The sequence below is a fragment of the Phenylobacterium sp. RIFCSPHIGHO2_01_FULL_69_31 genome (assembly GCF_001824475.1).
GTDB lineage: Bacteria > Pseudomonadota > Alphaproteobacteria > Caulobacterales > Caulobacteraceae > Phenylobacterium.
Genome location: NZ_MHXN01000004.1, coordinates 1 through 11,723, shown reverse-complemented (window position 1 = coordinate 11,723; position 11,723 = coordinate 1). Strand labels below are relative to the sequence as shown.

At 69.0% G+C, this 11,723-nt stretch carries 9 protein-coding genes; 2 read left to right on the top strand and 7 right to left on the bottom strand.

The window, feature by feature from the left end:
* From A2790_RS01970 to hemN, 3 genes are all read right to left on the bottom strand, one after another.
* The gene (locus A2790_RS01970) at positions 1-2,040 is read right to left on the bottom strand and encodes a TonB-dependent receptor (RefSeq protein WP_293387072.1); all 2,040 of its coding nucleotides are present in this window, start codon (positions 2,038-2,040) and stop codon (positions 1-3) included.
* Between the two features lie 151 nt (positions 2,041-2,191).
* Positions 2,192-4,471 carry a nitric-oxide reductase large subunit gene (locus A2790_RS01965; RefSeq protein WP_293387070.1) on the bottom strand — a complete coding sequence of 760 codons (2,280 nt, stop codon included), beginning with the start codon at positions 4,469-4,471 and terminating at the stop codon, positions 2,192-2,194.
* A gap of 167 nt (positions 4,472-4,638) precedes the next feature.
* Positions 4,639-6,033 (bottom strand): oxygen-independent coproporphyrinogen III oxidase, encoded by a 1,395-nt coding sequence (gene hemN, locus A2790_RS01960; RefSeq protein WP_293387068.1) that lies wholly within the window; start codon positions 6,031-6,033, stop codon positions 4,639-4,641.
* Between the two features lie 150 nt (positions 6,034-6,183).
* Between hemN and A2790_RS01955 the strand changes: the two genes are divergently transcribed.
* Positions 6,184-6,888: a Crp/Fnr family transcriptional regulator gene (locus A2790_RS01955; protein ID WP_293387066.1), complete on the top strand. Its 705-nt coding sequence runs from the start codon at positions 6,184-6,186 to the stop codon at positions 6,886-6,888.
* A 74-nt stretch (positions 6,889-6,962) separates the two neighbouring features.
* Here A2790_RS01955 and A2790_RS01950 read toward each other — a convergent pair whose 3' ends face one another.
* The 4 genes from A2790_RS01950 to A2790_RS01935 form a co-directional block, all read right to left on the bottom strand.
* Entirely contained in the window at positions 6,963-7,406 is a 444-nt protein-coding gene (locus A2790_RS01950) for a pseudoazurin (protein WP_293387064.1), read from the bottom strand.
* A gap of 115 nt (positions 7,407-7,521) precedes the next feature.
* Positions 7,522-8,037, bottom strand: coding sequence for a hemerythrin domain-containing protein (locus A2790_RS01945; RefSeq protein WP_293387062.1), 516 nt, complete (start codon positions 8,035-8,037; stop codon positions 7,522-7,524).
* A gap of 200 nt (positions 8,038-8,237) precedes the next feature.
* Complete coding sequence (gene nirK / locus A2790_RS01940) at positions 8,238-9,272, bottom strand: copper-containing nitrite reductase (RefSeq protein WP_293387060.1); 1,035 nt, start codon at positions 9,270-9,272, stop codon at positions 8,238-8,240.
* Between the two features lie 135 nt (positions 9,273-9,407).
* Complete coding sequence (locus A2790_RS01935; RefSeq protein ID WP_293387058.1) at positions 9,408-10,175, bottom strand: exonuclease domain-containing protein; 768 nt, start codon at positions 10,173-10,175, stop codon at positions 9,408-9,410.
* Between the two features lie 110 nt (positions 10,176-10,285).
* Here A2790_RS01935 and A2790_RS01930 point away from each other — a divergent pair, with 110 nt between their 5' ends.
* Positions 10,286-11,542: a DUF6880 family protein gene (locus tag A2790_RS01930; protein WP_293387056.1), complete on the top strand. Its 1,257-nt coding sequence runs from the start codon at positions 10,286-10,288 to the stop codon at positions 11,540-11,542.
* Positions 11,543-11,723 lie beyond the last annotated feature (181 nt).

Genomic DNA, 11,723 nt, shown 5'->3' with positions numbered 1-11,723 from the left:
TCAGAAACGCGCCATGAGCGCCGCGTGGACACCGCGGGTCTCGCCCGGCGAGTGCAAAGACTGGGTCCCGTCCCACCAGACGTACTCATAGCGCTCGTTCGCCAGGTTCTTCACCTGGACCTGGAGCTCCACAGTGTTGTTCAGGCGGTAGCTCGCTTCGGCGTTGGCGAGGATGAAGGCCCCGAAGCGCCCGGTCGTGTTGGTTGGCTCCAAGTAGTAGCTGTTCTGACTGTTCACCGAGAGGGAGAGCCGCAGCTTCTCGCTCGCCTGCCAGTCCACGCCCCCGGACGCCAGACGGGTCGGAACGTGGTCGATGCGCTTGCCTCTCGCGGCCGGCAGCGCAGGGTCGGGGGCCTTGATCGCGGCCTCCTGCAGGGTGAGCGCGCCCCAGACCTGGACGCGAGGGGAAACGTCGAACGACGCTTGCACGTCGAACCCGCGCCGCTTGGTGCGGCCGAGGTTCTGGGAGTCGCCCAAGGGATCGTTGAGGCGCCGCTTCACCTCGCCTGTGGCCGTCTGTTCCCAATAGGCCGCCCGCGCCTGCCACCGGTCTGCGAAGGTGTGTTTGACACCTACCTCCCAGCCGTCGTTTTCCGAGGGCTCGAGGTCGGCCGCGCGAGGCGGGATGCGATAGGCGCCGGACCCCGCGCCGACCTGGAAGGTTCGCCCGTAGTTGCCGTAGATCATGACGTCGGGACGGGGCGTCCAGATCGCGCTGAACTTGGGCTGGCCGACCGCACCGTAGTCGTAGGCGGCGGCGGTCACGCCCGCGAGCCGGTCACGGTAGTCGCCGTCGATCCAGTCCACGCGGTAGCCGGGGATCAGCTTCAACTGGGCGGTGGGCTCGATCACGGCCTGGACGTAGAGGCCGGTGTTCTTGAGATCGTAGATTTGGTCGCGGGTCTGGGACGTCCGGGCGCGGGCGTTTGTGAGATAGCGACGGCTCGTGACGTCCTGAACTTGATATTCCGCCCCTGCCTCGAGGGTCAGGGCGCTCAGTGGCCCAGCCGGCGCCTCCCAACGCAGCGCGCCCCGCGCGCCCCACTGGGTCTCGTCGGCGAGGCGTTCCTGCTGCGAGACCCCCGCCGAGAAGCGCACGAACCGCTGGTCGTCGAAGGTGTTGGCATAGATCACCGCGTCAGCGGACAGGTTTTCGCCCGGCGATCCGGCGTAGGCCACAGCAAGCTGCGTCAGGGTGCGCTCGCCGCCGTCCGTGGCTGAAAAGGCGTAGGATCTCCGCGGCGCCGCCCGGGCGTCGGCGCGTGTGAGATAGCCGGGCTCGTCCGCTTCCACGCGATATGCACGGGCCAATGCCGTGACGCGCCCGTTCTCGCCCAGGGCGAGGCTCCATTTGCCGGAGGCGCCGTAACGCTCGAGCCCGGCGTGGTCGCGGTAGCCGTCGGTGGCGCGCCAGCCGACGAAGTAGTTGTGCTGCACGCCGCCGAACTCCTGGCCCGCGGCGGCCTGGGCTTCTCGACCGCCCCAGGCGCCCGCGCCCAGCCGCAGATCAAGGTAGTCGCCCCGTGACCGCGTCTGGATCGCGGCGCTGCCGGCTATGGCGTAGAGGCCAACCCGCGGATCGAGCGTCCCGCGCACGGTCTCCAGGCTCGAAATCTCCAACGGGAAGACGCCGTCAAGAAAGGTCATGCCGCCATCGTTCGTGTTGGCGGGCACACCGTCGATCAGGACCTTCACGGCATTGATCTCGCCCTCGCCGTTGAACGCGCGCATCGAGAACCGGCCCGATGTGGTGCCCTGGTTGAAGTCGGTGAGCAGTACGCCGGGCAGCCGGCCGAACAGCTCCCACGCGTTGTCCACGGTCTGGCGCTCGATGACCTGCGGCGACAGACGGTCGACGGACGTGAAGACGTTGGCAGTGGATGCAGAGGCGTAGGGCAGGGCGGTGACGACCAGCTCGCCAACCTCGAAGCCGGTGTCCTGGCCCTCGGCCGCCACGGCCGGCCCCCCGACCGTGGCCAGGCACGCCGCCAGGACGACGAGGGACGGTTGCCGCAGGCTGGGGGATCTTGATTGGGACACGTGACACTCTCCGAGACGAATGTCCTCGTACCGAGGGACGCGCCCCCGCGCGTTGAGCCTGCGCAAGCTCGGTTGGGCGCAGTGTCGCACCCTCAAAAAGCGAAGGGCCGGGCGTTCGCCCGGCCCTTGCTTGGAGCCCGTGGATCGTGGGCTATTCGGCGGCGATCGGTAGCGGGACCTCCTCCGGCTTGGCCAGCTGGCGCTTGCCGCGGCTCAGGAAGAGCCGGGCGGCGAACAGCGCCAGGGTGAAGGCGCCGGCGCTGAAGACGATGTCCCCAGGCACCCGCAGCCACACCAGAGTCTCCATCAGGGTGGAGTGGATGGTCTCCGGCGAGCGGGCGTACCAGTAGCCGTGCTCGATGCTCGCGAAGGCCTGCACCACCCCCATGGGAAGCAGGGACATGAAGAGCATCATGGCCAGGCCGCCGTTGAGCAGCCAGAACGTCCAGCCCAGGAGTCGGTCGCTCCAGGCCTCCCGGCGGGCGAGCCCGCGGAAGCAGAAGAGCAGCAGGCCGATCCCCAGCATCCCATACACCCCGAACAGGGCGGCGTGCGCATGGGTCGCCGTCGTGTTGAGCCCCTGGATATAGTAGAGGCTGATCGGCGGGTTGATCATGAACCCGAAGACCCCGGCGCCCAGCAGGTTCCAGAAGGCCACGGCGACGAAGAACAGGATCGGCCACTTGTAAGCCGAGACCCAGGGCGCCGCCTTGCTGTGGCGCCAGTTCTCGAACGCCTCCGCCCCGATCAGCGCCAGGGGCACGACCTCAAGCGCCGAGAACACCGAGCCGATGGCGATCACCGACACCGGGGTGCCCGCGAAGTACCAGTGGTGGGCCGTGCCCAGCACCCCGCCGAACATGAAGACGATGGTGCCGAAGATCACCGCGCCGTTGGCGCTTTGGGGGCGCACCAAGCCGAGCTTGACGAGCAGCAGGCTGATCACCGCCGTGGCGAAGACCTCGAAGAAGCCTTCCACCCACAGGTGGACCACCCACCAGCGCCAGTATTCCACCATGCTGATGTGGCTGTGCTTCCCCCACATGAAGCCGGCCGCATAGAAGAGGCCGATGGCGACGGTGGAGAGGAAGAGGATCCACAGGGTCGGCTTGCTGTCGGATTGGCCCTTGAGCGCCGGGGCCAGGGCCCGGGTCACCAGAACCAGCCAGAGCATAAGCCCCACGAACAACAGGCTCTGCCAGAAGCGGCCGAGGTCGATGTACTCCCAGCCCTGATGGCCAAACCAGAAGTTGGTGTCGAGGTCGAAGACCTGCTGCACGCCAAGCCATTCGCCGGCCATCGAGCCCAGGACGACGAACACCAGGGCCCCCCAGAGCACGTTCACGCCGAGCTTCTGGAACTTGGGCTCATGGCCCGAGATCATCGGCGCGACGTAGAGCCCCGTGGCGAGCCAGGCCGTGGCGATCCAGAACACCGCAAGCTGCGTATGCCAGGTGCGGGTCACCGCGTAGGGGATGACGTCCGAGATCTGGACACCATAGAAGTCGTGGCCCTCGACGGCGTAGTGCGCGGTCAGCGCGCCCAGCCCGACCTGCAGCAGGAACAGCCCGATCACCGTCAGGAAATACTTGCCGGTCGCGCGCATGGACGGCGTGGGCTTCAGGTCAAGCAGCGGATCCTTCACCGGCGGCTTGAGGTGGTCCTCCGTCTTGGTCCGGGCGTGCCAGAAGACCAGCGCGCCCACGCCGAAGATCAGCAGCAGGATGGAGGCCACCGACCAGACCACGTTGGCCGACGAGGGTGTGTTGCCGACCAGCGGCTCGTGCGGCCAGTTGGAGGTGTAGGAGACCGTGTCGTCCGGCCTGTTCGTGGCGGCCGCCCAGGCGGTCCACCAGTAGTAGTTGGCGATGGCCTCGCGCCGCGAGAGATCCGGCACGGCGCCGTTCTTGACGGCATACTGCTCACGCAGGGCCTCAAGCTCAGGCGTGTCGCTGTAGAGCGACACATAGTGCGCCTTCACCTGCCGGAGGGCCAGCGCGCGATCCTTGGAGACCGTGATCACGCCCGTCTCCGGGTTGTAGGTGTTGGTGCGCATTTCGGCCTTCAGGCGCGCCTGAAGCGCGGCCTTCGGCTCGGCCCCGAGCGCGGCGTAAGCCTTGCCGTGTTCGCGCTGGGCCCAGATGTCGAGCAGGGCCATGGCCTCGCGGTGCAACTGGTCGGCCGACCAGTCGGGCGCGACGTAGCCGCCGTGCCCCCAGATCGAGCCGCTCTGCTGGCCGCCCATGGATTGCCAGGCGAGCTGCCCGGTCTGGATGTCCTGGCGCGTCATCAGGACAGCGCCGGACGGATCGACGACGCTGGCCGGAATCGGCGGCGCCTGTCGGTGGATTTCTCGCCCCATCAGCCCCAGGACGGTGAAGGACACCGCCATGACGAGGGCGAGGACGAACCAGAGTCTTCGCGTGTTCATCTCGCATTCCCCATAGGCCGAGGGGAGGTCCCACTGCGGCCGAGGCGCCAGCCATGCTCCAGGTCTCGTCCCCCGACGTTGACGGGGCACAACGTTCTGGCTGGCGCTGTCAAAAAAGAGAGGCCGGGATTTCCCAAGCCTCGGCGTTGGACGGCGATGGCTCGGCGCTAGACGGCCTTGGCATGCCGGTTTTGGGCGACGGGCAGTCGCTCGTCGAACGCGGCCGCCACCACCCGCATCAGCCGGCGGCCGCCCTCAGGAATCTCGATGCGCCGGCCATCGATGCGGCAAAGGCCGTCGCTCTCGGCTTCGGCCAGGGCCGCGACGCTGGCGTCGAGCGCACCGGGATTGACCCCGTGGGCTTGGCAGACCGCCCCGACGTCCACGGCAAGATCGCACATGAGGCGCTCGATGATCGCCGCGCGAAGCCGATCTTCGGCTGAGAGCGGCAGCTTGCGGGCAAGCGGCAACTCGCCCTTCAGGACAGCTCGGCCCCAGGTGTCGGTGGCGACGGCGTTCTGCACGAACCCTTCGCGGAACTGGCCGATTGACGAGGGGCCCACCGGCACGAGCACCGGGGCCGGGTCATCGGTATAGCCTTGGAAGTTCCGGCGCAGGCGACCCTCCGCCGCGGCGATCGCCAACGGATCTTCAGGCCGCGCATAGTGGTCGAGACCGATGCGGACATAGCCGCCTGCAACGAGGGCTTGGTCGGCCGCCTCGGCCTGCGCCCAACGCCCCGCGACGTCGGCCAGATCGGCGTCCTGGATCATCACCTGGTGCTTCTTCATCCAGGGCACGTGGGCGTAGCCGAACACCGCAATCCGGTCCGGCTTCAGCGTCAGCGCCAGTTCAACGGACTCGGCGACGTTCTCAGGGTTCTGGGCAGGCAGGCCGTACATCAGGTCGAAGTTGAGCCCCCGAACCCCCTGCGCGCGCAGCCGCTCCGCTGAGGCGGCGACCCGATCGTAAGGCTGGATGCGGTTGACCTTCTCCTGGACGATGGGGTCGAAGGTCTGCACGCCGAGACTGGCGCGGGTGACCCCCGCCTCGCCCAAGGCATCGACGAAGGCGTCGCTTAGCAGGGCCGGGTCCAGCTCGACCGCGATCTCGGCGTCCGCACGCAGGCCGAGCCGATCGTAAAGCCGGTCTGCCAGGTTCAGGAAATGCTCCGGCGAGAGCGCGTTGGGGCTGCCGCCGCCGAAGTGCAGGTGGGCCACGCCGGCATGCGGCCCCAGCGCCCGGGCCAGCAGGTCGATCTCGCGCTCCAGCACCTGCTGGAAGGTGTCGATCCGGTCGTATTCATGGGCCACGGTGGTGTTGCAGCCGCAGTACCAGCAGAGCCTGCGGCAAAACGGCACGTGCACATAGGCCGAGATCGTGTCCTCGGCCCGTGTCGCCGCGAACCAGTCGACCGGGGCCGCGGCGCCTTCGCCCGGCTGGAACGCAAGCGCCGTGGGATAGCTGGTGTAGCGCGGGAGGTTCCGGCTCGCGTGCCGCAGCTGCGCAGCCGTCGCAGGCCGGGAGAGCGGCCGATCAGTGGTCTTGGACGTGGACAGCATGGCGCAAACCCAGGTTGGAACAGTCACTTGGCCCTAGGGCGCCTGCGCGAAACCGGAAATCTGGGAGTTGTCCCTAAGTACCAGCCCCAGGATGACGCGCAGGGCCCGGCGGCCTAAGCCCCCCATTCGAGCCGAAGGGATGCTGAGCGTATGACGACCGCTGATCTCGACCCGTCCGTCCTTGCGGGCGCAGACATGTTCGACGTTCTGGACGCCGAGGGGCGTCGCGAGGTTCTGAAGGCCGGAATGGTCCGCAAACTTCCCCTGGGCAAGTTGATCTTCGCCCAGGGCGACGCCGGGGAGACCTGTCACACCTTGCTCGAGGGCCGGGTGAAGATCGTCCAGACCCGCCCCGACGGCGGGCAGTCGGTGATCCGCTTCATAGGTCCCGGCGAGATGTACGGCACGGTTGCCGCGCTGATGGACAAGCCGTTCCCGGCCGATGCGGTCGCTGTCGTTGACAGCCTCGAAATCTATTGGCCGATCAAGGTCATGCGCCATCTGATGACCCGCTTCCCTCAGGTGGCGATCCGCTCGGCCGCCTCGGCCGGGAACCGCCTCTTTGAACTGCAGAGCCGCGTGGGGGAGCTCTCGGGCGAACGGGTCGAGCAGCGCATCGCGCGGGCCCTGGCGCGGCTGGTCCGTCAAGCCGGCCGCCGGACAGAGGCCGGAATCGAGATCGATTTCCCCATCACCCGCCAGGAACTGGCCGAGATGGCAGGCTCCACCCTGCATACGGTGAGCCGTACGCTTTCGGCGTGGGAGGACCGCGAGATCATCGCCAGCACGCGTCGCCATGTGGTGGTGCGCAAGCTGCACGTCCTGCTCGATATGGCCGATCAAGGCGCCAGCTGACGACGGCTTGGCGTCGAGGCGTTGACCGGGTCGGCAGCGGAACTGCCGTGCCCGGTCCCTCGCCCTGAGCTTGCCTACTTGAGGGCGGCGAAGCTCTGCGCCAGACGCTTCTTGGCCATCGGCGGGGTCTTCGCCGCGGCGGCTTCCGCATCGGCCAGGTTGGCCGCCTGGCCCACCTTGGCCACGAAGGCCATGCCGAAGCCCCAGTGCGGCGTGCACTTGAAGCCGTAGACCCCGGGCTTGCTGAACTTGACCACGATCTCCTGGCTGAGCGGGCTCTTCACGATTTCGGCCCCAGCCGGCAGCATTTCCTTGATCGTCTCGACGTTGTGCCCCTTGTCCGTCGGGATGAACCGCACGGTATCGCCGGGCTTCAGCTTGGCGGAGGCGGGCTCGAACACCATGGCGCCCTGAGCGCCCTTGTTCAGCATCTTGACCTGGACTTCCGCCGCGGCGGCTTGACCAGCGGCGGCCAGGAGACCGGCGACGGCGCCGGCGGCCAGGATAGTCTTAATCATGATCTTGTCCTTGAGAACTGAGGAGACATTGCTTTCGCCTCACTCAGAAAACCTACGACACTCTCGGGGTGGCGACTTTGCGCCAGAACAACCTGTGCGCACGATCTCCCGTTTTTCAGAGAAAGCGTGGGAACAACACGCGCTCTTCCAGCTGGACGTGGGCGCGGAACTCCCGGTCGAACTTGCGGCAGAGGTCGTAGAGGCGACGCCACGAGCCGCAGGCCTCCGCCGGCGGCGTGAAGTCGCGCGTCAGGCGCACCAATCGCTCCAGGCGGTCCTGCGCCGTGTCGTGGTCGATGGACATCGCCGCGACGGGGATGCGCAAGGCCGCGCCTCGGCCTTCCAGGATCGCCGGGAAGATCACCGACTCCTCCCGCGCGTGGTGAGCCCTTAGCTCACCCAGCATGTCGTGAAGCTCGCCCGGCAGCCGCGCCGGGAAGGCGGGCGAGGCGCCGTGCACGCCGGCGACGCGCTCGGCGAGCGCGAGGGCGGCCGTCAGATCCAGGATGTGGGCGGCGTGGTAGTGCAGGATCAGGTCGATGAGGGCCGCGTCGTCGAGCGCGGCGGCCTGGGCCAGGGCCGGTGGCAGGGCGGCGTGTGACGGGGCGGGCGGGGCGGTGGCGGTGGGCATGTTTGGCTCCTTCGTGTGCCGACGCTAGCGCTGGGCGCGCCGGCCTTTCGTTGCCCCCCGACAACTTCGCCCCGCCAGGGAGCCTAAGGCTCGGCAAGGGCGTCCCCAAAACGCAAGGCGGCCCGCCGGGGGGCGGGCCGCGCAACGTGAGCTGAACCACAGCCAGAGCCGCGCCGGAGAGGCGCGACCTGGCCGCCGGCCTAGTGGCTGCTGTCGTGGTTGGCGTTGGGAGGAGCCTTGAAGATGTCCGGCGCGTCCGGTCCGGTGACGTGCAGGATGCCGGCGCCGCCGCGTTCGACCCGGCTCAGTGCGTGGTCGACCAGCACGTAGTTGCCGGGAACCTCCAGCTTGAAGTCGACCACCGTGGCGCCGCCGGGCGCAACCGTGACGGTCTGCACGTCCTTGATGGGCGGGCTGGTGAGCGAGCCCAGGTTGTAGACGTTGTCGAAGATCTCGCCGATCACGTGGAAGCTCGAGGTCTTGTTGGGCCCGCCGACCCCGAAGAAGATGCGGACGGTCTCGCCGACCTTGGCTTCCAGCTGATTGGCGCCGGTGAGGGCCTTGTAGGCGCCGTTGAAGACGTAGAACTCCGCGTCCTCGTCCAGCAGCTTGGTGATGCTCTCGGTGAGTTCGCCCTTCGCGTCGTGGTCCTCCTCCGTGTAGATCTCGCCCTGCACGACGTAGAACTCGCGATCGACCTTGGGCAGGCCCTCCTCGGGTTCGACCAGGATCGCGCCGTACATGCCGTTGGCGATGTGCTGCGCGACGGTGGGGGCCGCGCAGTGGTAGATGTAGAGGCCGGGCTGGAGCGCCTTGAAGGTGAACGTCTTGGTCTCGCCAGGGTTGGCGAGCGTGGCGCTGGCGCCGCCGCCCGGGCCGGTCACGGCATGGAAATCGACGTTGTGCATCGTCATGCTGTCGGCTGGGTTGTGGAGCGTGACCTCAACCGTGTCGCCCACCCGCACCCGAACCATCGGACCTGGCAGCTTGCTGTTGAACGTCCAGTACTTGAACGTCGCGCCGTCGGCGATCTTGCCGACCACCTCCTGGGTCACGAGGTTCACTTTCACGACCGCGGGCGCGCGCCGCGTGATCGGCGGCGGCAGATCGGTGGCCGGGCGGACAATGTCGACGCCGGCAGCAGCCACCGGCTGCGGCGCGGCGTCGGCGGCCAGCGCGGGGCTCGCGACGATCGCCAGAGCGGCGACGGTGGCGAAGAGGCTAAAGGCTTTCATAGTGGCTATCCCCAGGACGCCACGGTGGCGTCCGATGAGGCCTGTTTAGCGATTACCTGGAGCCCGACGTTGTGCCCGCGCAATGTCGCGGCTGGCGCACCCTGATCCGACCTATCCGCCGCGGGCCCGAAACGGTCAGAACAGCGTCGGCTGGCGCGGCGCAGGCGGCGGCGCATCGGGCTGTTCTCCGCGGCGCCGGAGCTCCGTCTCCGCGCTGAACCGGACGTCGCGGTCCCGGTCCTTGGCCAACAGTTGGAGCGCCGTGTCCGAAAGGTCGCGCCAGGCTTTCCCGCGGTGGTCGCCGGCCGGGACGCGGGGTAGCAGCCCGGGCTCCCCGCTCCAGGCCAGAAGGTCCTCCAGAGAGGCCGCATTCAGCAGGTCCCGCAGGTGGTGAGCGGTGACATAGGCGTCCGGCAGGGCGCGGTGCGCCGGCAGGCCCAGTTCGTGGACGAGGCCCTCGGGATGGCGCTGGTAGCGAAGCATCTGGTTCGAAAAGCGCATCAGTTCGGGCCACACCCGTAGGGCGCATTTCCAGGTGCAAATCCAGGGGGCGCCGCCCGTGAGGGCCGGGCGGCAATAGCGCTGCTCGAACGCGGCCCGGTGCGCCGCCAGCGCCACGACGCCGCCCTCCGGCTGCAGGACGCCGGGCGCAACGGCCTTCCACAGCGGCGCGTCGGCGACATGGGCGTCCAGGATATGGTGCACGGCCATCGTCTCGGGCGAGATCGGCCGACCCGGGTTGACCAGGCGTGCGCCCCGCTCGTCGGTAATGCGCCACAGCCCGTCTGCCTCGCGGACGACGTCCTGCCAGCCGACCTCGCATACATCGTGGGGACCCGTGCCGGCGGTTTCGAGGTCGATGACGCGGATTCGCGCCAGGACGCGGCTGGGCTCTAGGGTCATGGCAGGCATTCCGTCAGATCAGGTGGGGAGGGCTGGCGCGCAATGCGAGCGTGACGTCGGCGGCAGCCTGTCGCGGCTGAACCGTTCGGGCGCGGCGGCGCTCTACAGCCATGAAGCGACCAAGTGCGGCGAGCCTCAAGCGGGTCAACGCCGAGAACCTGACGCGGCTGGGCGCCGAGCGGCTGGCGGAAATCCTGCTCGAGGTGGCCGACACCCGGGTGGACCTGAAGCGCCGCCTGCGGATGGAACTCGCCGCCGAGCAGGGCGCCGCACACCTGCTGCCGGAGATCGACCGACGGCTGGCCCTCCTGTCCGGGAGCCGCGGCGCGGTCACATGGCGCCAGCGTCCCGCCTTCGTCCGCGATCTCGACGGTCTCCGAGGGCTTATCGCGGGCCGGCTGGCGGGACTGGACCTTGCCGCCGCGCAGGCCCGCATCGTCGAGTTTCTCGCCCTGTTCCCACAGGCGATGCGCCGCGTGCGTGACCGGGAAGGCGCCGTGGCGGCGGTGTTCGACCAGGCGGCGGCCGACGCGGTGACCCTCCTTGCGCGCGCTGAGGGGCGCGAGGGCGCCGCGCGGCTCGCCGAGGCGATCGCCGCGCAGCCGGTCGCCTGGGGGCGCTGGTCGGGCGGCGCGTTCGCGGCCGCATCCCGCGATGTGGCGGCCCTGACGCTGGGCTTCCTGGCCGGTCGCGAGGGTCCGGCCTTCACCTCCGTCCTGCGCAGGCTCGCCGACGTGGCCGGCGATGCCCGGGCTTACGAGGCGACGTTCACGCGCGAGGCCCTGCGGTCCCCGGCGGCCGCAGCGGACGTCGCGTCCCGTCACCTGCGGGCCGGCGACCCGGAGGCGGCCCGCGCCCTTCTCGAGGCGGCGATCAACCCGCAGCTCATGCGGCGCAGCGAGAGCGGCGTGGCCGCGCCCGATTTCGCCTGGGAAGGCGCCTGGATCGACTACCTGGAGGCGGTGGGCCGAGTGGCGGAGGCCCAGGCGGCCCGCTGGGCGTCGTTCGAGCGTACACTGTCGGCCGACCGGGCGCGGGCGTTCACCCGAAGGCTGCCGGACTTCGAGGATGTCGAAGCCGAAGCGCGCATTTTTGATCTTGCGAGGACCTTTCCGGACGCCGGGCGCGGACTCGAACTTCTGATGAGCTGGCCGGCGTTGCGGGAAGCGGCCGAGCTCATCGCGGCCCGCGGCGCGGAGTTGCGGCCCGACCCCGAGCAAGCCGAGGCGTGGGGAAGATTGCTGCGCCGTCGCTTTCCCGCTGCGGCCGAGGCGCTCCTGCGTCGGGGTGCGGCGGAAGCCTTCCGCCGTCGCGAGTTCTCGACCTCCGCACGGCTTACCGAGGAGGCGGATGCGCTCGCCGCCTGAGCCCGCCGCAGCATCGAAGATGATCCGTTTGGAGCGTGGGTGACTCGCGCTGCGGCAGGGCGGCCTCGCCGGAGGTCCGGGGGCGTTACGCGTCGTAGCCGGGCAATTCGCGATCCAGCTTGCGCAGGCAGCCGGGCCAGGGCAGGCCGCCGCCGATTCCGCGCGAGACCTGCGACTTCAC